Consider the following 24,180-nt stretch of genomic DNA (forward strand, 5'->3'; position numbering starts at 1 on the left):
AGGCGACCGAAGAAGCCATGGCCCTCATCGCCCTCGCCGCCGACAAGGGTTCCCCCGGCGTCACCACCGCGGCCGTCGCCCTCGCGGCGGTCTGGCCGCGCCGTGTCCTGCTCGCCGAGACCGACCCGGCGGGCGGCGACCTGGTGTACCGGTCGGCAGCCGCGCACGGCGGTCCGCTGAACCCGAACACCGGCATGCTCTCGATAGCCGCCACCGCGCGCCGGGGCCTGGTGCCCGACCAGCTCTGGGACCACGTACAGCCGCTCAGCGGCGGCCTCGAAGTCCTCGTCGGACTCGGCATCTCCGAGCAGGCCGCCGGGCTGGCCGGCCTGTGGCCCACCCTCGGCCGGGCCTTCGCCTCCCTCGCCGACTCCCCGAACGCGCCCGCCGACGTCATCGCCGACTGCGGACGCGTCAGCGGGGACTCCCCGGCCACCGAGCTCTTCCCGCACGCCGCCCTGGTGCTGCTGCTCTCCCGTACCGAGCCCGAGGCCATCGCCCGGGTACGGGACCGCGCCGCCGCCCTGTCCAACAAGCTGCACGGCGGACCGCGCGGGGCCGCGAGCCTCGGGATGCCGCTGATCGGCGTCGTCCTGGTCGCCGACCCCAACAGCGCCGCCAAGCTCTCCGGGCAGGTCAACGACATGCTGGTGCACGCCCAGACCGGCGCCCGCGTGGTCGGCACGATCGCCGACGACCCGGCCGGTGCCGACCAGTTGGCCGGGCGCAGGCGCGGGCGGCTGGAGAAGTCGCTGCTCATCCGCTCGGCCCGCAAGGTCACCTCGGACCTGTACCAGCAGTTCGGGGCCGCCTGGTCCATGCCCACCGGCCCCGGCGCCGCAGGTCCCACCGGTCCCGCCGGCACCGGCATGTCCGGCCACGCGGGGGCCGGCCGATGACCGCTGTCGACCACTCCCTGGTCAAGCGGTTCCGGCAGGACGCCGGCGACCGCATCGCCGAGCAGCGCCGCCAGGACCAGGCCGCGGGCGTCACACCGATGTCCACCGAGGACGAACGGCACTACGCGCGCGCCGTCATCGCGCAGATACTCGAGGAGTACGCCCGCGCCGAGATCAACGCCGGGCGTACGCCGCTGGACGCGGAGACGGAGGAGGCGTACGCGGCCGCCGTGCACGCCGCGCTCTTCGGCGTCGGGCGGTTGCAGCCGCTGCTCGACGACCCCGAGGTCGAGAACATCGACATCAACGGCTGCGACCACGTCTTCGTCGGCTACTCCGACGGGCGCGAGACGCGCGGCGAGCCGGTTGCCGAGACCGACGAGGAGCTCATCGAGCTGATCCAGATCCTCGGCGCCTACTCGGGCCTGTCCTCCCGCCCCTTCGACTCCGCCAACCCGCAGCTGGACCTCAGGCTGCCCGACGGTTCGCGTCTGTCGGCCGTCATGGACGTGGCCCGGCGCCCGGCGCTCTCCATCCGACGTGCCCGCCTGGGCAAGGTCTTCATCTCCGACCTGGTCGGCAACGGCACCCTCACCCCCGAGCTGGGCCACTTCCTGGCCTGCGCGGTCCGGGCTCGCAAGAACATCATGATCGCGGGCGCCACCAACGCCGGCAAGACGACGCTGCTGCGCGCCCTCGCCAACGAGATCCCGCCGCACGAGCGGCTGATCACGGTGGAACGCGCGCTGGAGCTGGGCCTGGACACCTTCCCCGAACTCCACCCCAACGTCGTGGCGTTCGAGGAGCGGCTGCCCAACTCCGAGGGCCAGGGCGCCATCAGCATGGCGGAGCTGGTCCGCCGCTCCCTGCGGATGAACCCCTCCCGGGTCATCGTCGGTGAGGTGCTCGGCGACGAGATCGTCACCATGCTCAACGCGATGTCGCAGGGCAACGACGGCTCGCTGTCCACGATCCACGCCAACAGCTCGCACGAGGTCTTCAACCGCATCTCCACCTACGCCCTCCAGGCGACCGAGCGGCTGCCCATCGAGGCCAGCCAGATGCTGGTGGCCGGCGCCGTCAACTTCGTCGTCTTCGTCCAGCGGCGCAACGACTTCCAGAGCGGTGGGCGCCTCCAGCGCACGGTCACCTCGGTCCGCGAGGTCAACGGCGTCGACGGCCGCGTGCTGTCCAGCGAGGTGTTCGCCGAGACACCCGACGGCCAGGTCGTCCCGCACGCCCCCATCGCCTGCCTGGAGGATCTCATCGCCTACGGCTACCGGCCCAACGGAACGTGGGGGTGACCGGGAGAATGCGGATGACCACGCTCGCGGCACTGGACTCGCTCGGCTCCATGGGCGGACTGTTCTCGACCTCGATCCTGTACGCGCTCGGCTGCGGTGTCGCCGTCGGCGGCGGCCTCGCCCTCTTCCTGGTCGCGGTGCGCGGACTGCCCGCCAAGCCCGAGCACGAGAAGCGGCAGGCCAGCGAGCGCGTCAACGAGCTGATTCGCTGGGCGGGCCGGCGGGGCTCCGCCGCGGCCCTCGTCGGTCTCCTCGTCCTGCTCCTGACCCGCTGGGCGGTGCTGGGCATCGCGGCGGGTGTCCTGGTCTTCTTCTGGGACCGACTCTTCGGCGGCGCCTCCGAGGAACGCGCCGCGATGAAGCGGGTCGAGGCCCTCGCCTCCTGGACGGAGTCGCTGCGCGACACCATCGCGGGCGCGGTCGGCCTGGAGCAGGCCATCCCCGCCTCCGCACGAGCCGCCGCGCCCGTACTCCGCCCCCACCTGGACGCCCTGGTCGACCGGCTGCGCTCGCGCACCCCGCTGCCCGACGCGCTCCAGCACCTCGCCGACGAGATCGACGACGCGTCCGCCGACATCATCGTCGCGGCGCTGATCCTCAACGCGCGGCTGCGCGGCCCCGGTCTGCGGCAGGTCCTCGGCGCGCTCGCCAAGTCGGCGCGCGAGGAGGTCGACATGCGCCAGCGCGTGATGGCGCAGCGCGCCTCGACCCGCCGGTCCGTGCAGATCGTGGTCGCGGTGTCGGTCCTCTTCGTCCTCGGCCTGTCCATCTTCAACCGGGACTTCGTCGAGCCGTACGGCTCACCCGTCGGCCAGCTCGTGCTGGCCTGCGTGTGCGGGCTGTTCGCGCTCGGCTTCTGGTGGCTGCGCAAGCTGTCGACCATCGAGACACCGGAACGCTTCCTGGTCCGGGACGGCTCCGACGTCCAGTTCGTGCGCCCCCGCACGCCGGGTCAGCCGGGACAGCCGGGCCACTCCGGTCAGCCGGGACAGCCCGTGCAGCGCCTGCCGCAACCGGCCCAGCCGTCTCCGGCGTCTGGGGACGAGGGGGTACGACGATGAACCTGACCATGCCGGTCCTGGTCGGCGCCGTCATCGGCCTGGGCGTCTACGCCCTGATCCGCGCCCTGATGCCGAGCAGACGCAGCCCGATCCAGCAGGTCGCCCGGATCGACGCGATGCGGGCGCGCGGGGCGGCGTACGAGTCGTCCCGCGCGGTGAAGGACACCGGCCGTCTCGGCTCGCTGCGGGCCCAGGTCGGCGCCCGGGTCGCGGAGCTGTACCTCCAGCAGGGCTGGGAGCAGCGCTCGCTGCGCGCGGACCTCGCGGTGCTGGACCGCAGCTGGGAGAAGTTCCTGGCGACGAAGGCGCTGCTGGCGGTGGGCGGCCTGTTCTTCGGCCCGTTCCTGTTCGCGATCGTCTGGCAGCTGGGCTTCGGGGACAGCCCGATCATCCCGGTCTGGCTGGCCCTGCTCTGCGCCGCGCTCTTCTTCTTCCTCCCCGACCTGGAGGTCCGCCGGGACGCCGCCGAGAAACGCCGTGACCTGCGGCGCGTGATCGGGGCGTACCTGGACCTGGTTTCCATGAGCCTGGCCGGCGGCCGCGGCCTGCCGGAGGCGCTGATGGCGGCGGCCGAGGTGTCGGACGGCTGGGCCACCCACCGCATCCGCAACGCGCTGGCCGACGCGCGCATCACGGGCATCAGCCAGTGGCAGGCACTGGGCCAGCTCGGCGAGGACCTGGGCGTCGAGGAACTCAAGGACCTCTCCGCCTCCCTCGCCCTGGTGGCGGACGACGGCGCCAAGGTCCGCGAGTCCCTCGCCTCCCGCGCCGAGACCATGCGCCACCGCGAACTCTCCGAGATCGAGGGCAGCGCGGGCGAGAAGTCCCAGTCGATGCTCGTGGCCCAACTCCTGCTGTGTGCCGGGTTCCTGGTGTTCCTGATCTACCCGGCGGCGATGCGGGTGTTCCAGGTGTGACGCAGTCTCCGGCGCACCCGCCGCAGCCCCCATCCAGCAGCTCCGAGCCGCTTCGCTCCCAGAACTGATACGAGAGGACAGAACCCACCATGAACGGACGGAACCTCCGCACCGGCACCACGGGCATCGTGCCCGTCGACTTCCTGATCACCTTCCTGCGGGCCCGCGTGGACCGCGCCCGCTCCGGGGAGCTGGACCGCGGCGCCTCCGCGGTCGAGTGGGTCATCATCTCCGCGGTCGTCGTCGCGATCGTCGGCGTGGTGGCCGCCATCATCAACGCCGCGCTCAGCGACGGCGCCAACAAGGTCGGCGACTGCATCAAGGGCGCGGACGCGGGCAAGACCTGCTGACCGGCCGACGCCAGGTTCTGACGGGGACGACGTGACGGGACAGACGGGGACGAGGACGCCGGGCGTTGTGCGCGGCGTGCTCAGCGGCGCGCTCAGCGGCGCGCTCGGGGACGCGCTCGGGGACGTGCTCGGGGGCGTGCACAGGCGGGTGCGCCGCAGGGTGGAGGTGGCGCGGGAGGCCGCGACCACCCGGGGCGACGACTCCGGCATGACCGCGATCGAGTTCGTGCTGCTCACTCCGGTCCTGTTCTTCATGATCTTCGCGACGGTGCAGTTCGGCCTGTACTTCTTCGCCGACCACGTGGCGCAGGCCGCGGCCCAGGCGGGCGCGCGCAAGGCCCGCGCGACGGCCGACGCCCGGCCCGGCGCGTGGCGGGGTGAGGCCCAGGACGTGGTCGACAGCTACATCCGCCAACTCGGCCCGCAACTGGTCCTGTCACCCGACGTGAAGATGCTCCAGCCGGAGCAGAACACGGTCGGAGTGGAGATCACGGCCCGTATCCCCACGGTCTTCCCGGGCCTGGACCTGACCGTGCACGCCCAGTCGGCGGGCCCGGTCGAACGTTTCGTGCCGGAGGGGGACAACTAGATGAACCCCTCCGGTCCCATGGACGGTCGCCGGCGTCGCGACGACGCAGACCGGGGCCTGTCCACCATCGAGGTGGTCATCCTGGCCCCCGTGATGATCCTCTTCATCCTGGTCCTGGTGGCCTTCGGCCAGCTGGTCGACGGCCGCGGGGCGCTCGACGGCGCCGCCAGGGACGCGGCCCGCGCGGGCTCGATCCAGAAGGACCACGGCAGGGCGATCGCGGAGGCGAAGAAGGCCGCCGAGGCCAACCTCGCGGACGTCTGCTCCGGCCCGGTCTCGGTCGTCCAGAAGAGCGCGGGCTTCGAACCGGACACCCTCTTCACGGTCGAGGTGAGCTGCGAGGTGCGCGGCCTGGCCTCGATCGGCCTGGACATCCCCACCACCCTGTCGGCGACCTTCAGTTCCCCGCTGGACCCGTACCGGAGGACGGCGTGAGATCTCTGGTACGCGCGTGGCTCGCGGACCGGCGCACCCGGCTGGACGACCGGGGCTCGGGCGCCGGCGCGGTCATCGTCTTCGCGCTGGTCTTCCTCTCCCTCTCGGCCTTCGTCATCGATGGCGGCATGTCCATCTCCAAGCGGGAACGCGCCGCGGACATCGCGGAGCAGGCCGCCCGCTACGCCGCCCAGGACATAGACCGCGAGGCCCTCTACGACGATGTGGGAGGCCCCGCCCCGATCAACTACGAGAACTGCAACGCCCGGGTCAAGGCCTTCGCCGCCGAGATGGACATGACCGGCGCGGACATCGCCGCGACCCACTGCGTCACGGCCGACGCGGCCCAGGTCCAGGTCGAGGTCCAGCTCACTTACTCCCCGGTCTTCACCGGCATGTTCTACGGCGGCGACGTGGTCGTCCACGGCCAGGCGGTGGCGGAGAACGAGGTGGGGTGAGCGGGCGTCCCCGGCAGGTGTCGGCCACTCAATCCTTGCCAGTCCTCAGCCGAAGTACTTGCGGACCTCCCGCTCAGGGCTCCCCGGTTTGCGCCACTGTGCGGCCAGGTGTGAGGCCAGCAGAACGAAATTCTCGTCGGCGTTCACCGAATGGAACGTTCCGTCATTGAGATCCAGCCTGCGAACCCCGACCGGGTGACCGTCCTCGTCGGCCGGACGGACTGAACCCGCCTCTCGGTCCAGCAGGAGATGCAGCACGACTTCGTCGTCGACCTCTGCCCGGAACAGAAAGGCGGAGGAGGAGACACCTCGCACGAAGGTCAGTCGCAGAGAGAATGCCATCGCCAGTACCGGCCCCCAACGGCGCTACTTCTCCCCACCGCCACCTTTACTTCCCTTCCGCTTGTCCTCCGTCTTCACCGCGTCGTTGACCTGCTTGGTGAGTTCGTCGTCGAGCTTCTTGAACTCGCGGACCACGGCGTCCGACATGCTGGCGAGGGCGTCGAGCTGCTGGGTGATGTCCTCGCGGCCGTCCTCCCAGTTGGACTCGAAGTCGTCGAGCGCGTCGTTGACGCTGCCGTCGCCGATGTCGTCCTTGTAGGACTCGAAGAGCTTCTTCGTGTGGTTCAGCCGCGTCTTGAGCGACCGCAGCCGGCGTCCGTAGTCCTCCAGCTCGGTCAACGGCAGTGCGAGGTCGCTCTTGCCCATGGCCCGAAGTCCTCTCTGCGGTTCAGACGAAACGGAACGTGCCGGTCACAGCGTCGAAGATGTCGTGGAACGCCTCGGCGAGATCCAGCACCGGGCTGGCTCCGGAGACGAGGACGACCTGGTCGGTGGTTCCCGGGACGGGGATGTACGTCTGCGTCAGCACCATACGAAGGGTACGGCTGTCGCCCGGCGCCACGGGCACGTCCTCCACGCCGTACGTCCGTGCGGCCGGGCCCACTTCGGGAATGTCGACGGTCGTCACCTTCCGCCAGGCGTCCCCTTCGCGCCGCGCGGTGATCGTCCGCAGGCTGTCGGCGATGGCCCGGGGATCGGTGGACAGGGCGACCCCCTGCTTGTTCTTGGCACCGAGGACGGACACGGTGACGGTCGCGGAGAGCGGAACACCGTCGAAGTTCTCGTCCATGCAGCCCAGGTAGAGCGCACCGGAGTCGTGAGCGTCCTTGGCCATCTTCCGGAGCATGGCGGTCAGGTCGGGACGGTAAGGAGCCAGGTCAGGCGCCTCGCCGACACGTTCGTCCACCAGCGCGCGGATCGTCGACTCGCGGCCTTCGGGACGGGTGTCGAACTCCCACCACGATTCCGGGACCGAAAGGGATACACCAAGGGGCGTGGAACGTGTGGACATCAGGCCTCGTCGTCGTAACTGACCGGGGAGTAATCCTGGGCGTATTCCGTGAGGAACACGACCGCTTCACGAGGTAGGCGCAGCGGGGCGCGCGCCGTGTACTCAAGCAGCAGTTTCGGTGAGTAGTAGTCGATCGCTTCGTATTCCATGACGTCCGGCTCGTAGCGATCCACGACGCCCAGGACGGACAGCAGGGACGACTTGTAGCCCTCGTCGCGCAGCTCCTTCGGGACGATCGTCGTCACCTCGTCCCCCTGGAAGAGGCGCATCTGTCCCGCGGGGTTCTGTACGACTGCGTGTTCCACTCCGTGGAACTGCTGAAGTTCGGACATGTGGGATATGTTGACTTCGTTGGGCGAGATGCGAACGGGCCCTTTGGTCAGGTACCTTGCCAATTGTCGCGCCTTTGGGGTGAGGACCCGATAGGGGATCGTGCCACCGAAAGGGCGGGTAGATCCTTTGAACGGGCGGTAGATGCCGCGTAGGCGCCCTCCCGACCTCAGCTGCTGAACCTTCTTGAGCAGCCCTCCGCCGATGCCCTTCATGAACCCGGCGCCGAGTGCCTTCAGCCCGCCCGCCTTCCACAGCTTGCCCAGCTTGGCGAGGCTGGTGAAGCCCTTGGTGGCGGGGATGCAGTCCAAGGCGGCCCATAGGAGATCGCCCCAGCCGGCTTCCCCTTTGATGACCTTTCTTATCGTGTCCGCCATCACGACAAGCGCCGCAGCGAACACCAACCAGCCCAGTGGGCCGCCCACGATCATCACGATGATGCCGACGATCGTCACGACCCACTTGCATATGGTGACGATCTCGTCCCAGTGGTCGGAGGCCCAGGCCGGGTCCTACGAGTCGGTCTTCTCGGTCGCCCTGCGCACCCAGTCCTCGGCGCCGGTCAGGGCCGTCTGCGCGGTGGAAAGCTCCTCGCGGGCCTTGCGGCCGTCGCGCAGCGCCTTGTCGGCCTTCTCCTGGGCGTCCTGGAGATCGGGCCAGAAGGTGGCCAGCGCGTCGCCCGCCAGGTTGTACGACTTCTTGAGCTTGCGCAGCTTTTTCGGGGCGTCCTCGAACTCCTCGGCGAACACCTCCGCCGTCTTGCCCGCCCAGGAGAGGATCTCCTCCTCCTTGGCGATGCCCTTGAGGTCGCGCAGGACGTCGGACACGTCGTCCGCGAAGTCGTGCAGGGTACCGGCGAGTTTGCGAATGCGGTCCGGGTCGCCCGGCGTCGGGTCCTTGTCCAGGTCGAGTACGTACCAGTCCGCCGGCCTGTGCGACACCGTGTTCTCCCCCGTGCACGTGCGATGCCCTCACTTGGAACGCGCGTATGAATTTATCGCACCCGATCGTGCTGTCGGTCAGACGGCGGCCCTCTTGAGGCCCTGTATGAGGGCGGCGAAAGATCTGACCGGGATGGTGACCGTGCCCCGGGAGGGTGCCTTCGAGTCGCGTATGGCCACGCGGGTGGGCAACGCTGCGATCTCCACGCAGGTGTTGCCGTCGCCTCCCTCGGAGTAGGAGGACTTCCGCCAACGGGGGCGTACGGTCACGGTCCCGTACCTCACAATTCCTTCGCCAGCTGGTGGATGAAATCACGCGTCCGGTTGGGATCGAGTGACGCCTGCTCCACCTTACGAAACAGCGTTCGAAAGCGCTCCAGTTGGGACTGAGCGTCCAGGAACGCCGTGCCGTTGGGGGAGTCGCGAAGCACGGTGTCCAGCTGAGGGAGGGGCCCGCCCACATGCATCATGGCGGCGCTGGCGCCGGCGAAGTGATCGGCGTCGAACGGGATGACCCGCACCGTGACGTGTTCCCTCTCCGACTCGTCCAGGAGCCTGTGCAATTGCGCTCGTGACACTGCGCGGTCGCCCACACGGATGCGGAGCGCGGCTTCGTGGACCACGGTCTCGTAGGCCGCCGGGGCGTCGCGCTCGATCACCGCCCGGCGCCTCAGGCGATGCTCCACGCGTGGTCTCAGCTCGCTGTCCGGCAACTCCGGCACCATGTAGCCGAAGACCGCGCGTGCGTAGTCGGGCGTCTGCAGCAGTCCCGGGACGTGAGTGATCACGACCTCGTGCAGGAACGTCGCGTGGTGTTCCAACTCGGCGACGTCCTGGAACACCGGAGGCAGGACCCCCCGGAACTCCTCCCACCAGCCCCGAGTGCGATCGGTCGCCATCGCCACCAGGGCGTCGACCAGGGCCTCGTCGGCGCAGGCGTAGTGAGCGGCCAGCCGTCGCACACGCTCCTCGCTCGCCCCGGCGAAGCCTGCCTCAACCTGACTCATCTGGGCCGAGGTCGAGCTGATCAGCCCCGCCACCTCGCGCGCCTTCAGCCCGGCGGCCTCGCGCAACCTGCGCAGTTCCGTACCCAGACGTACCTGCCGCGCCGTTGGTCGACTCCTTGGCGCCACGTGCTTCCTCCGGGCCTCAACTCACCTGTCGTCGTACCGCTTACGGGGCCAGATTAGAGCAACAGCTTGCGGGGGCAAAAATTTTTGCTCTACCGTCGGTGATGCGCCGCACACGGAGTGCTGTCGATGTGCCGGAAGTGCACCGCGCCGTTCTGTCCATGACGGTTGCGGCGATGCCACCTGCCTCTCCCTCTCACTGAACGGAGTTCCCCATGCCCGAATCCGAGCCCGTCGACCCGGCGGCCCCCTGGGAGTACACCCTCTACATCCTCAACGACCTGCGCGCCGTCACCGTCTGCCGCCGCACCCTCCGGCTGATCCTCACCATGCACGGCCTCATCCGCCTCGTGGACACCGCCGAGTTGATCGCGACCGAGCTGGTCTCCAACGCCGTACGGCACACCAAGGGGCCCGCCGCGCTGCGGGTGCGGTGGGCGGCGGGTGTGCTGCGGGTCGGGGCGTGGGACGCCGACCCGGGGCCGCCCGAGCCGCCCGGGAACCTGGACGCGCTCACGGAAGCGGAGGAGGGGCGGGGGCTCGCCCTCGTGCGGGCGTGCGCGGACGTGTGGGGATGGCAACCGCTGGCCAGGGGCGGGAACCGGGGCAAGTACGTCTGGTGTGACCTTGTCGCGGCGTAGCGCGTTGATCGCGTCGTACAGGAGGGAGAGCTGATGGTCGGCTCGTCGCACGAGGCGCTGCACCGGGTCTTTCAGAAGGACCCGGCGCTGTTGACCCGGGCGTTTCAGAAGGTGCTGCGCGTTCCCTTTCCGGAGCCGCGTGACTTCGCGGTCCTGAACGCCGATGTCACGGAGATCGAGCCCGTCGAACGGCGTGTGGACACGCTGATGCGTGTGGAGACGGACGAAGGGGCCTACCTCCTCGTCGTCGAGGCGCAGGGGAAGCAGGACGAAAGGAAGCGGGGCAGCTGGCCGTACTACCTTGCGTACCTGTACGAGAAGTACCGCTGTGAGCCGGTACTCGTCGTGATCACGCAGAACAGCACGACGGCACGGTGGGCCGCGCAGCCCATCCGGCGGGGATTGCCCGGTTGGGAGTCGCTGACGGTGCGACCGTTGGTGATCGGTCCGGACAACGTGCCGGTGATCGCGAGTGAGCGGGAGGCGGAGAGGGATGTCCCGCTGGCCGTTCTGTCGGCCATGACGCACGGGCGGGGCGAACGGGCCGCCGCCATACTGGAACCGTTGGCTTTCGCTCTGCGGACCGTCGACGGTGACAGCGCCGCGGTGTTCGGACAGCTCATCGAGTCGTGTTTGGCCGATTCCCGGGCCAAGGAGATCTGGAGGGACCTGATGTCGGAGATCCGCTACTTCTTCAACAACCCGGTGGCCGAAAAGGTCCGCGAGGAAGGCCGTGTGGAGGGCCGTGTGGAGGGCCGGGAAGAGGGGCGGCTCGAGGACCGGGCCGGGATGACCCTCCGGATTCTGGAGTGGCGGGCCATCCCGGTGTCCGAGGCCGTGCGCGAGCGGGTGCTGGCCTGTTCGGACCTCGACCAGCTCGAAATCTGGGCCCGCCGTGCGGTGACCGCCGAGCGGGCCGAGGATCTGTTCAGCGATTGATGGACTGGATCTCCTGGACTTCCATGTCCCGGGTCGTCTCGAAAGTGCCGTCCGGCAGGTCGCCCTGGGCGCCGCCGGTGCCCTCCCAGGAGATCTCCCAGGTGATCGAGGCGTTCAGCGGGTACGGCTCGCCGTTCGACGCGCGGAGGTAGCGGATGCCGCAGGGCGGCGTCCGGTCGGCCTTGCCCTTCGTGTACGGCGTACCGATGGACCCGTCGGCGTTGATCGCGCAGTCGCCGGAGGCGGGGAAGGTCTCGGCGTCGGCCGTTCCGGGCTCCAGGTGGAGGGCGACGGGCTTCGCGGTCGTCTCCGCCCACAGGCCCGTGTCGGGCAGCTCGGCCCGGACCTTGACCTCCTTGAAGGTGCCCTTGTCCAGCCAGACCCAGGTGGGGAGGTTCACGGTGGACCTGGTCTGCGGCTTCAGCTCGACCTCGGTCTTCGGTACGTCGATCTGGTCGTACGCGTAGGCGGCGAGCGTCTCGGGAGTGGGGGCGTGTTCGTCGTCCGGGATCGTGCCGGCGTCCTGCCAGAACATGACGCGGCCGCAGTCCCAGGCCCTGGTGTCCTGCTCGTGCCCCTTGCGGACCACGCTGCGCCAGAACATCCCGTCCTTGCCCAGGTTGTAGTCCTTGTAGCCCTTGGCCATGGTGTTCTTCGACGTGTTGATGTCGAAGTTGTCCTGATCCTCGCCCTCCTCGTAGTGATCCACGAAGATGCCCGAAGTCCAGAACTCATGGGCGTTCACGGCGCCCAGGCCGCCGTTCTTCTTCAGGTCCGCGACCGCGGACTTGAGCTGTTCGGGAGTGAACACCGGCTCGTACCAGCAGACAGGCGGCTCCCAGTTGGGGTCGACGGAGGTCAGGTCCTCCATGGAACCGCTGCCGGTCCGGCCGTCGGGGTAGGTGAGCCGAATCCTGGACTGGGAGACCGACGACAGCAGGGTGCGGCCGTTCGCATCCCCCCGGGGGCTCTCGTCGGCTGGAGGGGTCGTGGTGTTGCCGGGGGTTCCATTGGCCTGGGCCGCCGGGGCCAGGCCCCCGACCAAGGCAATCGAGAGAGCTGCGGAGGACCAGTAAAGGGTGCGACGACGCACGGTCATCCCTTGCACTCTTTCACTCGCCCCTGTACCTCGATCTGCCGCGCCTGCCACACCGCCGCCGACGCCTCGGACGGGCTCATCAGCAGGCTGAACTTCTGGTAGCTGTCCAGGTTCTCGTCGGTGTAGTTGACCTTCCCGGTCTCGACCTTCTTGCTGTAGAACTTCGCCTGGTTGCGGCAGAAACTGACGAGCACCGACTTGCCCTCGCCCACGGGATCGATGTCGGCGTTGAAGTACCGGTCGTTTCCGGTGACCGTCCAGCCGTCCTTGACCCACGCCTCGATCTGGGACTTGGCGTACTTCTCGGCGCCGCCTGTCGAATAGAACTGGTACGCCGGGTCGTTCGGATCCTGCTGCGCGATGCCGTGGTCCAGGGCACGGATGTAGTTCGCGGCGTCCTCCAGCGCAGCGGCCTGCTCCGCGTCCGACGGCCTCTCGAAGTCGAAGACCAGCTTCAAGTCCTCGGGCAGGCTCACGTCCGGACGCTTCACGTCGGCCGCACCCGACGCCGAGGCCGACGGGGAAGAGGCGCTCGTTCCCGTTCCCGCCCCCTTGATGTCGTCCGGCGAGGAGTCCCCTCCGCCGCAGGCGGTCAGGAGCAGGGCCGCCGTCGCGGCGAAGGTGGCGGCGGTCATGGTGAGGGCGCTGCGGGCCACTGGTGTTCCCCCCGGGATACGACGTGTGCGACAGGGAACGAAGCTACCAGGGGGGAGTGCACGGCCTCTGGCCGGTTTTCGGCGATTGTGTGCGGAGCGTGAAGGGGGTGTTCGCAGAAGCGGGCAAACAGCGTGAAGGGGGCGGGCGTTGTGAGGTGGGGCGTCTTCGCCCCTTCGCCGCTGTCGGTGGGAGTCCATAAGATCTCGGTAGGCTCAGCACACCCCTCATACCGGACGCCCCCGCGGCCTTCGCCGCCCACGACCACGACCCAGGATTCCGCCCATGCCGCGACGCCGCACCACCAGCTCGTCAAGCTCGACGGCTCCCTCGGTGCCGAGAAACCGCACGCCCCAGCCCGTGCGGGTGCGGCGGCGGTCGTTCGGGGACTTCGTCAAGGCGTTCCTCGCCTTCGTGGTGCTGCTCGTGCTGGTCGCAGGGGTGCCGTTCGCGCTGGCCGTGACCGTCGGGTGGCCGCTGCCGGGAGGTGCGCCGAGCCTCGACTGGCTCCAGCGCGAGATCACCGTCAGCACCTTCCTGCACATCCTCACCGTCATCGTCTGGCTCGCCTGGGCGCAGTTCACCGCCTGTGTGCTCGTCGAGGTCAAGGCCGCGCTGTCCGGCGTCGGGGTGCCGGGGCGGGTGCCCGGGTCCGGGCCCAGTCAGCTGCTGGCCCGGCAGCTCGTCGCCGCCCTGCTCCTCGTCGGCGCCACCGCGGCGAGCCTCACGCCGGGGCTGTCGCAGCTGGGGCAGAGCCTGGAGGGGAACCAGAAGCCGGCCGCCGCCGCCGCCCAGCAGACGCCGGGACTCTTCGCCCAGCAGCAGGAGCAGGCCGCCGCCACCGCGAGCGCCCTCGCCGAGCAGGCCGGGCAGGCGGGGCAGGCCGCGGCCCGTGCCGACGGGGGCGCGGCCGCCGCGCACGGGGACACGAAGTACTACCGGATCCAGCCGCCCGAGGGGCGTCACCACGACTCCCTCTGGGAGGTGGCCGAACGGCACCTCGGCGACGGGCGTCGGTACAAGGAGATCTTCGAGCTCAACAAGGACCGGGTGCAGCCCGACGGGTCCCGGTTGTCCGAGGCCAGCCTCATCCGGCCCGGCTGGATCATGGAGATGCCCGGCGACGCCCGCGGCGGCGAGCTGGTCGAGATGCCCGACGAGGCGCCGAACGTCTCCGAGCAGGTGCAGCAGCACATCAGCGACTACGCCCGGACCGGGGACCACGCCCACCCGGGGAGTGGCGGCGGCGACGCCCAGGTGTCCCTGCCCGAGCAGCGGCCCGCGCCCACGCCCGCGAACCCCGTCAATCCCGTCACACCGGCCACTCCCGTCCCCGGCACGGGCGGGGAGCACGCCACCCCCGCCGCCGGACAGGCCGGGGACTCCTTCGGACTGCCCGAGGCCCTGCTCGCCGCGCCGCTGCTCGCCGCCGGTCTCCTCGGTGCCCTCGGGCGTCGGCGCCGCCAGGCGATGTGGCAGTCGGCGCTCGGCGCGGTCGGCGGGCGGCGCGGCATGGAGCCGCCCACGCCCACCGGTGACGCCCAGGACGTGCAGGACGCGCTCCTCGTCGGCGCCGACCCCGAGGGCGTACGCCTGCTCGACCGTTCGCTGCGCGGGCTGGCCGCCTCCCTGACCGCCGAGTCCCGTCCGCTGCCCGTCGTCTACGCGGCCTGGATGAGCGGCAACGGCGATCTGCACCTCCAGCTCGCCCAGCCCGCCGGGAAGCCGCCCGCGCCCTGGCAGCAGGGGCAGGACCAGACCTTCTGGATGCTCGCCCGCGCCGACGCCGAGCGGTACGAGGAGGCCGAGACGGCCGCGCCGTACCCCGGGCTCGTCAGCCTCGGCACCATGGACGACTCCCGGCTGCTGCTCAACCTGGAGGCGGTGCCCGGCATCGTCTCGCTCGGCGGCGCCGAGGCCGACCGGGCCGCCGTGTTCGCGTCGGTCGCCGCCGAACTGGCCACCAACGGCTGGTCGGACCGCATGACCATCACCCTGGTCGGGTTCGGGGAGGACCTCACGCCCCTCGCGCCCAACCGGATACGGCACCTCGACGGGTTCGAGGACCTCTTCGAGACCATGTCGGCCGAGACCCGGCAGCGGCGCGGCGCGCTCGGGGCCGCCGGGCACGACTCCGTGCTCACCGGCCGCACCGGGCCCGCCCAGCACACGCGCTGGGCCCCGCACCTCGTCCTGCTCGCCGCCCAGCCCTCCGACGACGACGCGCTGCGGCTGGCCGAACTCGCCGCCGACGCCGGTCGGCTCGGCATCGGCTACCTCGTCGGCACCCGGGGCACCGACCTGCCCGGCGCCGCCTGGGAGATGGAGATCACCGGCGACGGCCGCCTGCTCGCACCGCTGCTCGGGCTCGAACTGGACGCCCAGATGCTGCCGGCCGCCCAGCGGCGTGCCGTCGTCGAGCTGTTCACCGACGCCGATCCCGGCTCCGACCCCGAGGGCGGACCCGGCCGGCCGGCCAACGCCCCGCCGTTCCTCGTCGACATCAGCGAGCAGGGCCGGCCCGCGGTGTACGCCCGCCTCGTCGGGTCGTACGAGATCATCGGCCTGGACGCGCCCGACGGCGAGCGCAGCGCCCTGCTGCACGAGGCGCTGGCGCTGCTCCTGCTGCACCGCGAGGGCGTCCACCCGCGGGTGCTGTCCTCCGCGTTGTGGCCGCGCGGCGTGACCCCGGACGTGCGCGACGCGCTGCTGGAGCGGCTGCGGACCTGGCTGGGCACCGACCCCGACGGCACCCCGCGGCTCGGCACCGACGCCACCGGACGGCTCACCCTCGCCCAGTCCGTCGTCTCCGATCTCGACGTACTGCGCTCCCTCTACTACGAGGCCACGCAGGGCCGGGGCGTCGGCAGCCGCCAGGTGCGCGGGCGGCTGCTCACGGACGCGCTGGTGCTGGTGCGCGGGCCGCTGCTCGCCGACCGCCCCGAGGGCCGCTACCGCTGGCTCACCCACGAGATCGTCGACGCCCAGCTCCCGCTGCTGGTCGCCGACACCGGGCTGGCCCTCTGCGAGTTCCACCTGGAGAAGAACCGCGCGGAGAAGGCCATCGAGGCGCTGAACGCGGCGCTGCGCACGGCCCCCGCCGACGAGCGCCTGTGGCACGAGCTGCTGCGTGCCACGCACGCCACCGGCGACTCCGACCGGCTGCGCGCCCTCGCCGCCGACCTCGTCGACCGCAGCGGGGCCCGCGGGCTGCCGCCCCGTACCGAGGCGCTGCTCGACGAACTGCTGCCGACCTGGCGCGAGGGCGTCTCCGCCGCCGGATGAGCATCGACCTCGACCTTCTGGTCGTCCTCCTCGCCGCGCTGTGGGGCGCGGCGACGGGCGCGCTGCTGCCCCGCGCGGCCTACCGGTTCGCCGCACCGTCCGGGCAGGCGTGGCACACCGAGTGCCCGGGCGGCCACCCGGTCCGCGGCTGGCTCGGCGGGGCCCGCTGCCGGACGTGCCCCCCGACTCCGGCCCTGCTGGAACCGACGTACGACGCCACCACCGGCACCGAGTACCACCGTGCTCCGGCGGCGGTGCCCTACGGGCCCAGCCGCCTCGTCCTCGCTCCCGTCACCGCCGTCGTCTGCCTCGCCCTCGCCGCCGCCACCGGGACCCGGCCCGAGATCGCCGTCTGGCTGCTGCTCGCCCCGGTCGGCGTGCTGCTGTCCGTCGTCGACCTGAAGGTACGGCGGCTGCCCGACCCGCTCACCCTGCCGCTCGCCGGCGCCGCGCTCGTCCTGCTCGGCCTCACCGCGCTCGTGCCCGAGCACGCGGGGGAGTGGACCACCGCCGTGCTGGGCGCCCTCGCCCTCGGCGCCAGCTACCTGGTGCTGTTCCTCGTCAACCCGGCCGGCATGGGCTTCGGCGACGTCAAACTCGCCCTCACGGCCGGTGCCGTCCTCGGCTGGTACGGCTGGCCCACCCTGATGCTGGGCACCTTCGCCGGGTTCCTGCTCGGGGCGCTGTACGGCGGCGCCCTCCTCGTCGCCCGGCGCGCGGACCGCAAGACGGCCATCCCCTTCGGCCCCTTCCTCATCGCGGGCGCCTTCCTCGGTGTCCTGGCCGGGGCGTACGCGGCCTGAGCACGAACGGGCAAAACGCCTGGCGTACGCTGGGCAGGTCTGTCCACAACCCCACGAACCTTGCGAAAGGGACGCCGGTGACCGAGAAGGCCGACCTTCAGCCCATCCTCGACCGCGCCGCCGCCGGTGGGCGGATCACCCCCGAAGAGGCGCTCGACCTCTACCGCGACGCCCCGCTGCACGCGCTGGGCGCCGCCGCCGACGCCGTACGCAGGCGCCGGTACGCCGGTACGGAGCACATCGCCACGTACATCATCGAGCGCAACATCAACTACACGAACGTGTGCGTCACGGCGTGCAAGTTCTGCGCCTTCTACGCGGCCCCCAAGGACACGAAGAAGGGCTGGAGCCGCGACCTCGACGACATCCTGCGCCGCTGCGCGGAGACGGTCGAGCTGGGCGGCACGCAGATCATGTTCCAGGGCGGCCACCACCCGGACTACGGCGTCGAGTACTACGAGAAGCACTTCGCCGCCATCAAGAAGGAGTTCCCCGAGCTCGTCATCCACAGCCTGGGGGCGAGCGAGGTCGAGCACATGGCGCGGATCTCCAAGGTGTCCGTCGAGGAGGCGATCCGGCGGATCCACGCCGCCGGGCTCGACTCCTTCGCCGGGGCCGGCGCCGAGCTGCTGCCCGAGCGGCCGCGCAAGGCCATCGCGCCGCTGAAGGAGTCCGGCGAGCGCTGGCTGGAGATCATGGAGATCGCGCACGGGCTGGGCGTCGAGTCGACGTCCACCATGCTGATGGGCACCGGCGAGACCAACGCCGAGCGCATCGAGCACCTGCGCATGATCCGGGACGTGCAGGACCGCACGGGCGGCTTCCGCGCCTTCATCCCGTACACCTACCAGCCCGAGAACAACCACCTGAAGGGCCGCACGCAGGCCACGCTCTTCGAGTACCTGCGGATGATCGCCATCGCCCGCGTGTTCCTCGACAACGTCGCCCACATCCAGGGCTCCTGGCTGACCACCGGCAAGGAGGTCGGCCAGCTCTCCCTGCACTACGGCGCCGACGACCTCGGCTCGATCATGCTGGAGGAGAACGTCGTCTCCTCCGCGGGCGCCAAGCACCGGTCCAACCGGCTGGAGATCATCGACCTGATCCGCAAGGCCGGACGCGTCCCGGCGCAGCGCTCCACGACGTACGAGCACCTCGTCGTGCACGACGACCCGGCGAACGACCCCGTCGACGAGCGCGTCGCCTCCCACATCTCCTCCACGGCGATCGAGGGCGGCACGGCGCACCCCGAGCTGAAGCTGCTCGCCTCCAACTGACGCCGCCGTGCTGACGATCCACGCCTGCGAAGCCTCGCCCGAGACGGCCGTCCTGGTCGACGGCGCGCATCTCGCCGCCGTCGGCCCGTACGAGGAACTGGCCGCCGACCACCCGCGCGCGCGGGTGCGCCGGTGGCCCGGCATCCTGACCCCCGGACTGCTCAACCCGTACGGCCCGGAGCTGCTGGAGCAGGCGTACCACCCCGACCCGCGCGAAGCGGACCGGCTGGGCACCGAGCCGCTCTTCGGTCAGCGCGCGCTCGCACTGCTCGGCGCGGACGCGTCCGCGCGGGGCGCCAGCGCGCGCCGAGGGGTCCAACGCCTGCTGGCGCACGGCACGGTCGCCGTCGCCGGGGAACTGCGAGGCCGCGCGGCCCTGGACGCGGTGCGCGGGGCCGGACTCGCCGTGGCGGCGCGTCCGGCCACCCTGCCCGGGCCCGCGTCCTTCTCGCCGGTGCCGCTGGTGCTGCTTCCCGCGCTCGCCCCCGGGAAGCCCGCCCGGTTCGCGGTGTTCGACGTGCCCGACCGGGCGGCGCTCGTGCGGGAGGGCGCGTCCACGTGCGTGGCCACCGTCGTGGGCGGCCGTCTGGTGTACCGGGGGCGCTGAGCGCGCGGCCCCGCGCGGCCCCGCGCTGCCCCGCGGGGCCCGTCCGGCGTCCCCGGCCTACGCGCCGAACGCCGTTCCGAACGCCCCGTCCGCCTGCTCCACGCCGCTGCACGTGGTGAGCGCGTCGGCGGCCGAGGCGTCCGCGCCGCACGCCTTGTCGCGGAAGGCCGCCCACATCGACACCCAGGCGACGCCCTTGTCCTCGGCGAAGGCGCGCACCTCGGCCGCGTCCGCGAGCGTGAACGTCTCACCGGCGACGTCGTTGACGCCGAGCATCGAGGTGAGCGCCATGCCCCGCCAGGCGTCCGCGTCGGAGGTGCCGAAGACCTTCCGCAGCTGGGCGTGCGCGGCCTTCGCCGAGGCCAGGGCGTAGTCGCCCATGTCGCCGGTGTACGACTCGCCGTAGTTCATGGTCATGAGATTGACGGTGGAGACCCGTACGCCGTGGTCGTTGGCCGACGCCAGCAGTGCCAGGCCGTCGGTGTCCAGGCCCGAGGGCATCACCGGCAGGGTGAAGGAGACCTTCAGGCCGCTCCGTTCCTCCTGGAGCAGGGCGATCGCCTCCGAGCGCAGCGCGAGGGAGTCGGCGTCGCTCAGCTCGTCGCCCTCGATGTCGAAGTCCGCCCGCGTGGACCCGGCGGCGTCCAGGGCCGCGCCGTACGCCCGGGCCAGAGCCGAGGCGCGGTCGCAGGCCGCCGCCAGCTCCGTGCCGGACGCGCCGCCGAAGGAGACGCGGACGGTGGCACCGGAGTCCTTCAGCCGCTCGACGCGGGCGGCTACCGAGGTGTCGTCGATGTCCTGGACACCGTTCCAGCGGGGGACGCAGTCGTCGCCGGACGAGATGACGAACGCCAGGTTGTACGCCGTGGGGGAGCCCGCCGCGTCGGTGCCGGAGGCGGTGGTGGCACTGACGTAGGGGGCGTAGGCGGTGGTCGGCTCGGACGACGCCGACGGCGATGCGGGGGCCGCGTCGGTGGTGCCGTCGTCCTGTTTGGCGCAGCCCGCGGTGGCCAGGGCGAACAACAGGGCGCACCCGGCTGCCGCGGTCCGGTGAACCCTCATGAGCGCACTCTCCCGTTCTTGTCCTGTGTCGTCCGGCGTCCGGCGTCCGGCGTCCGTCGTCCGGCGTCCGTCGTCGGCGTCGGCGTCGGCGTCGGACCAGTGAAGGTGGCACGCGTTCCTGGGTCTTCGCTGAGGAAAGGGCGCCGTTCGGGGCCGTCTCCCAGGAAACGGACAGGAACGGCCGCTTTTCACCGGGACCTCTCAAGGAACTGCCAGTTCGCGACAGGCAAGGCTCCCTAACGTCCGGGGAATGCATCCCGAGCCTGCCACCGTCTCCCGTGCCGCCCCGCGCGGTCGCCGCCGCAAACGCGGCAACGGATCCGCCGAGGGTCCCGTGTTCGTCGACAGCACCGGACGCCGGGCCCGGCTGCTGCGTCGGCTGGGACTGCTCGTGGGGGCCGTGTGCGTCGGCTACACGGCCGTCCTGGGCCTGGCCTTCATGGGCGTCGGCATCTCGGTCAACCCGTCCTCGCTGCTGCCCTTCGGCGTGGGTGGCGGTGGCGGAGCTGGCGGACCCGGGGGCGGCCCCGGCCCCGGCGGCGGCACGCGTCCGCAGGGCGGGGTCGCTCCCACGGGCGCTCCCACGGGCGCGCCGCCGAGCACCGCCCCCACCGTTTCCCCCAGCGCGGTCCCCAGCACCGCCGCCCGCACCGACTGACCGGACGCCGCCACCCTCATGACCACGCCCAGCACATCCCCCGCCCCGCCCGCCCGGGGCCGCCGCCGCGCCCCCTCCCGCATGGAACGGGCCGCCGGCCGGGCCGCCGCGCTGCAACGCCCCCGCGTCCTCCTCGCCCTGCTGCTCCTGCTCGCGCTGACCTGCGTGATGCTGCTCGACGGCTATCTGCGCGCGGAGGTCGGCGGCGACCAGCGCGTCCGCACCGGCGCCTCGGCGAGCGACGTCCCCGACGACGTACTGGACGGCGGGCCGATCCTCTCCTTCCCCGGCGGACAGGCCGCCACCGTCTCCGTCCCGGACAAGACGATCGTGCTGACCTTCGACGACGGCCCCGACCCCACCTGGACGCCGCAGGTGCTGGAGATCCTGGAGAAGTACGACGTGCCCGGCACGTTCTTCCTGGTCGGATCGATGGTCTCGCGCCACCCGGGCATCGTGCGGGACATGGTCGAGCAGGGCAACGAAGTGGGCGTCCACACCTTCACCCACGTCGACCTCTCCTACCAGAGCCAGGCTCGCGTCACCCGCGAGATCGAGCAGACCCAGCTCGCCCTGGCGGGTGCGGCCGGCATCACCACCACGCTGTTCCGGGCGCCGTACTCCTCCGAGACGGACGCCATCGACAACTACAGCTGGCCCGTCTACGAGAGTCTCGGCCAGGACGGCTACACCAGCGTCTTCATCGACACCGACAGCGACGACTGGAAGCGGCCCGGCGTCTCGAAGATCGTCGAGTGGGCCACTCCGGAGGACGACGAGGGCGCCTCCGTCCTCTTCCACGACGCCGGGGGCGAGCGGTCGCAGACGATCGAGGCGCTGCCGAAGTACATCGAGAAGATGAAGGCGAAGGGCTACACCTTCACCACCGTCAGCGGTGTCATGGCCGATCAGCAGCCCACCGGCGCCGGACCCGCCGACGGAGCCACGGGCACGACGGGTTCCGGCGACAGCCTCCAGGCCGCCCACCACGAGGCCACCGGTGCCACCCTCTACGAGGGCAAGGCGCTGATCGCGGCCGTCGCGGTCGCCGAATGGACGGTGCCGGCGCTGTCGGTCGGGCTCGTCGTGGTGGGCGTGGCCGTCATGGGCCGGTTCGCCATGATGCTGGTCCTCGCCCGTCGCCACCACCGACGGCGCAACAGCCGCCGCTTCGGCTGGGGTCCGCCCGTGACCGGACCCGTGAGCGTGATCGTCCCGGCGTACAACGAGAAGGAGTGCATCGAGGCGACCCTGAGATCCCTGGCGCGCAGTACGCACCCCGTCGAGATCATCGTCGTGGACGACGGGTCGACGGACGGCACCGCGGAGATCGCCGAGTCCCTCGGGCTGCCCGGCGTCCGGGTCGTGCGGCAGGCCAACGCGGGCAAGCCCGCCGCCCTCAACAACGGCGTCCGGCACGCCCGTTACGACATCGTCGTGATGATGGACGGCGACACCGTCTTCGAGCCCGACACCGTGGGGCGCCTGGTGCAGCCCTTCGCGGACCCCTCCGTCGGCGCGGTCGCGGGCAACGCCAAGGTCGGCAACCGGCGCACCCTCATCGGCGCCTGGCAGCACATCGAGTACGTGATGGGCTTCAACCTCGACCGGCGCATGTACGACCTGCTGCGCTGCATGCCGACCATCCCGGGTGCGATCGGCGCGTTCCGGCGCGAGGCGGTCCTCCAGGTCGGCGGCATGAGCGACGACACCCTCGCCGAGGACACCGACATCACCATCGCCCTGCACCGCGCGGGCTGGCGGGTCATCTACGAGGAGCACGCCCGCGCCTGGACGGAGGCGCCGGGGTCGCTCGGCCAGCTCTGGTCGCAGCGCTACCGCTGGTCGTACGGCACGATGCAGGCGCTGTGGAAGCACCGCCGCTCCCTGACGGACAAGGGGCCCTCCGGCCGCTTCGGGCGGGTCGGGATGCCGCTGGTGGTGCTCTTCCAGGTGGTCACGCCGGTCTTCGCGCCGCTCATCGACGTGTTCACCGTCTACTCGATGGTCTTCGTCGACTTCCGCGCGGCGCTCCTCGCGTGGCTCGCGGTGCTGGCCGTGCAGCTGGTGTGCGCGGCGTACGCCTTCCGGCTCGACCGGGAGAAGTACCGGTACCTGCTGATGATGCCGCTCCAGCAGCTGGCGTACCGGCAGATGATGTACCTGGTCCTCATCCACTCCTGCGTCACCGCGCTGACCGGCGGGCGGCTGCGCTGGCAGAAGCTGAAACGGACCGGCGAGGTGGGGACGCCGGCGGGTACTTCGGGGACCGGCTGATGGGGGCGCACAGCAAGGGCGCCGCGCGCACCGTGCCGTCCGTGCGCGCCGAGGGCCGTGGGGGCGGTGGGGGTGCTTCGGGGCGGGACCGGTACTTCGACGCCCTGCGCGCCCTCGCCCTCGTCCGGGTCGTCGCCTACCACGCCTTCGGCTGGCCCTGGGCGGGGCTGGTCTTCCCGTCCATGGGGGTCATGTTCGCCCTGGCCGGCACCCTGATGGCCCGCTCGCTCCAGCGGCCCGCCGCCGTGGTGCTCCGGAGCCGGCTGCGCCGCCTGCTGCCCCCGTTGTGGTGCTGGGGCCTGTTCGTGGTGGGCGCGATGCTGGCGCGCGGCTGGATGCCGGGGTGGCAGATCGTCTACTGGGTCGTGCCGCTCGGCGACCCGCCGGGCAGCGCGTGGGGCGAGCAGGCCTGGGAGATCCTCTGGTACCTCAGGACGTATCTGTGGTTCGTGCTGCTCTCGCCGCTGCTGCTGCGGGTCTTCCGGCTCGCGCCCGTGCCGGTGCTGCTGCTGTCCCTGGCGCCGATCCTCGCGTTCCAGTTCCTCTGGCAGCCGCCGGAGAACCGCTTCGGCACCGGGCTGCTCGACCTGGCGACGTACCTCTTCTGCTGGGTCCTCGGCTTCGCGCACCGCGACGGTGTGCTGGCCCGCCCGAAGCCGGCCGCCGTCGTCCCCCTGTCGCTCGCCGCCCTCGCCTGCGGCGCCTGGTACGCCTTCGCGCACCGGGCCGAGTACGGCACCTACGACCTCGACGACATCCCGCTCGCGCAGGCCTTCTGGTCGGCCGGGTTCGTGACGCTGCTGATGTACTCCAAGGCGCGGCTGGGGGTCGACCTCTCGGGGCTGGTCCGGCTGCGGCGGCTGGACCGGCTGGTGAGCGTGTTCAACGCCCGCGCGGTGACGATCTACCTCTGGCACGAGCTGGCCCTGGTCCTGGCCGTGCCGCTGATCGACCGGTTCTGGGACGTGCCCGCCTTCGAGGCGTATCTGCCGCTGGACAGCCAGTGGTTCCTGCTGGCGGTGGGCTGGGTGCTGATCGCGGTGTTCGTGCTGCTGTTCGGGTGGGTGGAGGACGTCGCCGCGCGGAGGCGGCCGCGGCTGCTGCCGTGAG

Annotated in this window: 27 protein-coding genes; 17 read left to right on the forward strand and 10 right to left on the reverse strand. The window is 71.2% G+C overall.

Annotated elements, in window-relative coordinates; translation table 11 throughout:
* Positions 1 to 17: 17 nt before the first annotated feature.
* From IE94_RS0100570 to IE94_RS0100605, 8 genes are all read left to right on the forward strand, one after another.
* Positions 18 to 899, forward strand: a complete 882-nt coding sequence (locus IE94_RS0100570) for a hypothetical protein (RefSeq protein WP_030145338.1) — start codon at positions 18 to 20, stop codon at positions 897 to 899.
* Positions 896 to 2,203 (forward strand): TadA family conjugal transfer-associated ATPase, encoded by a 1,308-nt coding sequence (locus IE94_RS0100575; protein ID WP_030145339.1) that lies wholly within the window; start codon positions 896 to 898, stop codon positions 2,201 to 2,203. The genes IE94_RS0100570 and IE94_RS0100575 overlap by 4 nt, the downstream gene beginning before the upstream one ends.
* Before the next feature lie 50 nt (positions 2,204 to 2,253).
* Positions 2,254 to 3,264, forward strand: a complete 1,011-nt coding sequence (locus IE94_RS0100580) for a type II secretion system F family protein (RefSeq protein WP_037921582.1) — start codon at positions 2,254 to 2,256, stop codon at positions 3,262 to 3,264.
* Positions 3,261 to 4,181 carry a type II secretion system F family protein gene (locus tag IE94_RS0100585; protein ID WP_030145341.1) on the forward strand — a complete coding sequence of 307 codons (921 nt, stop codon included), beginning with the start codon at positions 3,261 to 3,263 and terminating at the stop codon, positions 4,179 to 4,181. Before IE94_RS0100580 ends, IE94_RS0100585 begins: the two co-directional genes overlap by 4 nt.
* Positions 4,182 to 4,270: 89 nt before the next feature.
* Positions 4,271 to 4,531, forward strand: a complete 261-nt coding sequence (locus tag IE94_RS0100590) for a hypothetical protein (RefSeq protein ID WP_030145342.1) — start codon at positions 4,271 to 4,273, stop codon at positions 4,529 to 4,531.
* Positions 4,532 to 4,739: 208 nt separating this feature from the next.
* Positions 4,740 to 5,120: a TadE family protein gene (locus IE94_RS0100595; protein WP_245235163.1), complete on the forward strand. Its 381-nt coding sequence runs from the start codon at positions 4,740 to 4,742 to the stop codon at positions 5,118 to 5,120.
* Complete coding sequence (locus IE94_RS0100600; RefSeq protein WP_030145344.1) at positions 5,121 to 5,555, forward strand: TadE/TadG family type IV pilus assembly protein; 435 nt, start codon at positions 5,121 to 5,123, stop codon at positions 5,553 to 5,555. It abuts the gene before it with no gap.
* On the forward strand, positions 5,552 to 6,013 hold the full coding sequence (locus IE94_RS0100605) for a pilus assembly protein TadG-related protein (RefSeq protein ID WP_030145345.1): 462 nt from the start codon (positions 5,552 to 5,554) through the stop codon (positions 6,011 to 6,013). The genes IE94_RS0100600 and IE94_RS0100605 overlap by 4 nt, the downstream gene beginning before the upstream one ends.
* A 45-nt stretch (positions 6,014 to 6,058) precedes the next feature.
* Here IE94_RS0100605 and IE94_RS0100610 read toward each other — a convergent pair whose 3' ends face one another.
* The 7 genes from IE94_RS0100610 to whiJ form a co-directional block, all read right to left on the reverse strand.
* Positions 6,059 to 6,355: a hypothetical protein gene (locus IE94_RS0100610; protein WP_030145346.1), complete on the reverse strand. Its 297-nt coding sequence runs from the start codon at positions 6,353 to 6,355 to the stop codon at positions 6,059 to 6,061.
* Positions 6,356 to 6,379: 24 nt separating this feature from the next.
* A complete protein-coding gene (locus IE94_RS0100615; RefSeq protein ID WP_030145347.1) occupies positions 6,380 to 6,721 on the reverse strand; it encodes a hypothetical protein in 342 nt (113 codons plus the stop codon).
* 22 nt (positions 6,722 to 6,743) lie between these two features.
* Complete coding sequence (locus IE94_RS0100620) at positions 6,744 to 7,367, reverse strand: hypothetical protein (RefSeq protein ID WP_030145348.1); 624 nt, start codon at positions 7,365 to 7,367, stop codon at positions 6,744 to 6,746.
* Positions 7,367 to 8,152, reverse strand: coding sequence for a hypothetical protein (locus tag IE94_RS40805; RefSeq protein ID WP_245235142.1), 786 nt, complete (start codon positions 8,150 to 8,152; stop codon positions 7,367 to 7,369). Before IE94_RS40805 ends, IE94_RS0100620 begins: the two co-directional genes overlap by 1 nt.
* Positions 8,153 to 8,209: 57 nt before the next feature.
* Entirely contained in the window at positions 8,210 to 8,638 is a 429-nt protein-coding gene (locus IE94_RS40810) for a WXG100 family type VII secretion target (RefSeq protein ID WP_245235143.1), read from the reverse strand.
* A gap of 78 nt (positions 8,639 to 8,716) precedes the next feature.
* Positions 8,717 to 8,908, reverse strand: coding sequence for a DUF397 domain-containing protein (locus IE94_RS0100630; protein WP_030145349.1), 192 nt, complete (start codon positions 8,906 to 8,908; stop codon positions 8,717 to 8,719).
* Between the two features lie 11 nt (positions 8,909 to 8,919).
* Positions 8,920 to 9,771 (reverse strand): transcriptional regulator WhiJ, encoded by an 852-nt coding sequence (gene whiJ / locus IE94_RS0100635; RefSeq protein ID WP_030145350.1) that lies wholly within the window; start codon positions 9,769 to 9,771, stop codon positions 8,920 to 8,922.
* A gap of 212 nt (positions 9,772 to 9,983) precedes the next feature.
* Between whiJ and IE94_RS0100640 the strand changes: the two genes are divergently transcribed.
* Positions 9,984 to 10,409 carry an ATP-binding protein gene (locus tag IE94_RS0100640; protein WP_030145351.1) on the forward strand — a complete coding sequence of 142 codons (426 nt, stop codon included), beginning with the start codon at positions 9,984 to 9,986 and terminating at the stop codon, positions 10,407 to 10,409.
* Positions 10,410 to 10,442: 33 nt separating this feature from the next.
* On the forward strand, positions 10,443 to 11,348 hold the full coding sequence (locus IE94_RS0100645; RefSeq protein WP_030145352.1) for an RpnC/YadD family protein: 906 nt from the start codon (positions 10,443 to 10,445) through the stop codon (positions 11,346 to 11,348).
* Here the strand turns inward: IE94_RS0100645 and IE94_RS0100650 are convergent.
* Together IE94_RS0100650 and IE94_RS0100655 are read right to left on the reverse strand one after the other, a co-directional pair.
* Positions 11,338 to 12,447 carry a hypothetical protein gene (locus IE94_RS0100650; protein ID WP_030145353.1) on the reverse strand — a complete coding sequence of 370 codons (1,110 nt, stop codon included), beginning with the start codon at positions 12,445 to 12,447 and terminating at the stop codon, positions 11,338 to 11,340. The genes IE94_RS0100645 and IE94_RS0100650 overlap by 11 nt on opposite strands.
* Positions 12,444 to 13,103 (reverse strand): hypothetical protein, encoded by a 660-nt coding sequence (locus IE94_RS0100655; protein WP_030145354.1) that lies wholly within the window; start codon positions 13,101 to 13,103, stop codon positions 12,444 to 12,446. The genes IE94_RS0100650 and IE94_RS0100655 overlap by 4 nt, the downstream gene beginning before the upstream one ends.
* 283 nt (positions 13,104 to 13,386) lie before the next feature.
* On the opposite strand from IE94_RS0100655, the gene IE94_RS0100660 reads away from it, so the two are divergent.
* The 4 genes from IE94_RS0100660 (at position 13,387) to IE94_RS0100675 (ending at position 19,073) form a co-directional block, all read left to right on the forward strand.
* The gene (locus IE94_RS0100660; RefSeq protein WP_030145355.1) at positions 13,387 to 16,386 is read left to right on the forward strand and encodes a bacterial transcriptional activator domain-containing protein; all 3,000 of its coding nucleotides are present in this window, start codon (positions 13,387 to 13,389) and stop codon (positions 16,384 to 16,386) included.
* The gene (locus IE94_RS0100665) at positions 16,383 to 17,189 is read left to right on the forward strand and encodes a prepilin peptidase (RefSeq protein ID WP_030145356.1); all 807 of its coding nucleotides are present in this window, start codon (positions 16,383 to 16,385) and stop codon (positions 17,187 to 17,189) included. Before IE94_RS0100660 ends, IE94_RS0100665 begins: the two co-directional genes overlap by 4 nt.
* 77 nt (positions 17,190 to 17,266) lie before the next feature.
* Positions 17,267 to 18,466: a cyclic dehypoxanthinyl futalosine synthase gene (mqnC, locus tag IE94_RS0100670; protein WP_030145357.1), complete on the forward strand. Its 1,200-nt coding sequence runs from the start codon at positions 17,267 to 17,269 to the stop codon at positions 18,464 to 18,466.
* 7 nt (positions 18,467 to 18,473) lie between these two features.
* Positions 18,474 to 19,073, forward strand: a complete 600-nt coding sequence (locus tag IE94_RS0100675) for an imidazolonepropionase-like domain-containing protein (protein WP_030145358.1) — start codon at positions 18,474 to 18,476, stop codon at positions 19,071 to 19,073.
* Positions 19,074 to 19,130: 57 nt separating this feature from the next.
* Here IE94_RS0100675 and IE94_RS0100680 read toward each other — a convergent pair whose 3' ends face one another.
* A complete protein-coding gene (locus tag IE94_RS0100680; protein WP_030145359.1) occupies positions 19,131 to 20,135 on the reverse strand; it encodes a chitinase in 1,005 nt (334 codons plus the stop codon).
* Positions 20,136 to 20,385: 250 nt separating this feature from the next.
* Between IE94_RS0100680 and IE94_RS0100685 the strand changes: the two genes are divergently transcribed.
* The 3 genes from IE94_RS0100685 to IE94_RS0100695 are packed head-to-tail and all read left to right on the forward strand — an operon-like array spanning position 20,386 to position 24,179.
* On the forward strand, positions 20,386 to 20,793 hold the full coding sequence (locus tag IE94_RS0100685; RefSeq protein WP_030145360.1) for a hypothetical protein: 408 nt from the start codon (positions 20,386 to 20,388) through the stop codon (positions 20,791 to 20,793).
* A gap of 18 nt (positions 20,794 to 20,811) precedes the next feature.
* Positions 20,812 to 23,070, forward strand: a complete 2,259-nt coding sequence (locus tag IE94_RS0100690; protein ID WP_030145361.1) for a bifunctional polysaccharide deacetylase/glycosyltransferase family 2 protein — start codon at positions 20,812 to 20,814, stop codon at positions 23,068 to 23,070.
* Complete coding sequence (locus IE94_RS0100695; RefSeq protein WP_030145362.1) at positions 23,070 to 24,179, forward strand: acyltransferase family protein; 1,110 nt, start codon at positions 23,070 to 23,072, stop codon at positions 24,177 to 24,179. The genes IE94_RS0100690 and IE94_RS0100695 overlap by 1 nt, the downstream gene beginning before the upstream one ends.
* Position 24,180: the final 1 nt, after the last annotated feature.

It is taken from the genome of Streptomyces violaceorubidus (assembly GCF_000717995.1).
Classification (GTDB): Bacteria; Actinomycetota; Actinomycetes; order Streptomycetales; family Streptomycetaceae; genus Streptomyces; species Streptomyces violaceorubidus.

Coding starts and splice junctions, on each gene's coding strand:
- IE94_RS0100570 (WP_030145338.1), top strand. CDS start 18: ATGGCCCTCATCGCCCTCGCCGCCGACAAGGGTTCCCCCGGCGTCACC.
- IE94_RS0100575 (WP_030145339.1), top strand. CDS start 896: ATGACCGCTGTCGACCACTCCCTGGTCAAGCGGTTCCGGCAGGACGCC.
- IE94_RS0100580 (WP_037921582.1), top strand. CDS start 2,254: ATGGGCGGACTGTTCTCGACCTCGATCCTGTACGCGCTCGGCTGCGGT.
- IE94_RS0100585 (WP_030145341.1), top strand. CDS start 3,261: ATGAACCTGACCATGCCGGTCCTGGTCGGCGCCGTCATCGGCCTGGGC.
- IE94_RS0100590 (WP_030145342.1), top strand. CDS start 4,271: ATGAACGGACGGAACCTCCGCACCGGCACCACGGGCATCGTGCCCGTC.
- IE94_RS0100595 (WP_245235163.1), top strand. CDS start 4,740: ATGACCGCGATCGAGTTCGTGCTGCTCACTCCGGTCCTGTTCTTCATG.
- IE94_RS0100600 (WP_030145344.1), top strand. CDS start 5,121: ATGAACCCCTCCGGTCCCATGGACGGTCGCCGGCGTCGCGACGACGCA.
- IE94_RS0100610 (WP_030145346.1), bottom strand. CDS start 6,355: ATGGCATTCTCTCTGCGACTGACCTTCGTGCGAGGTGTCTCCTCCTCC.
- IE94_RS0100615 (WP_030145347.1), bottom strand. CDS start 6,721: ATGGGCAAGAGCGACCTCGCACTGCCGTTGACCGAGCTGGAGGACTAC.
- IE94_RS0100620 (WP_030145348.1), bottom strand. CDS start 7,367: ATGTCCACACGTTCCACGCCCCTTGGTGTATCCCTTTCGGTCCCGGAA.
- IE94_RS0100640 (WP_030145351.1), top strand. CDS start 9,984: ATGCCCGAATCCGAGCCCGTCGACCCGGCGGCCCCCTGGGAGTACACC.
- IE94_RS0100645 (WP_030145352.1), top strand. CDS start 10,443: ATGGTCGGCTCGTCGCACGAGGCGCTGCACCGGGTCTTTCAGAAGGAC.
- IE94_RS0100650 (WP_030145353.1), bottom strand. CDS start 12,447: ATGACCGTGCGTCGTCGCACCCTTTACTGGTCCTCCGCAGCTCTCTCG.
- IE94_RS0100660 (WP_030145355.1), top strand. CDS start 13,387: ATGCCGCGACGCCGCACCACCAGCTCGTCAAGCTCGACGGCTCCCTCG.
- IE94_RS0100665 (WP_030145356.1), top strand. CDS start 16,383: ATGAGCATCGACCTCGACCTTCTGGTCGTCCTCCTCGCCGCGCTGTGG.
- IE94_RS0100680 (WP_030145359.1), bottom strand. CDS start 20,135: ATGAGGGTTCACCGGACCGCGGCAGCCGGGTGCGCCCTGTTGTTCGCC.
- IE94_RS0100685 (WP_030145360.1), top strand. CDS start 20,386: ATGCATCCCGAGCCTGCCACCGTCTCCCGTGCCGCCCCGCGCGGTCGC.
- IE94_RS0100690 (WP_030145361.1), top strand. CDS start 20,812: ATGACCACGCCCAGCACATCCCCCGCCCCGCCCGCCCGGGGCCGCCGC.
- IE94_RS0100695 (WP_030145362.1), top strand. CDS start 23,070: ATGGGGGCGCACAGCAAGGGCGCCGCGCGCACCGTGCCGTCCGTGCGC.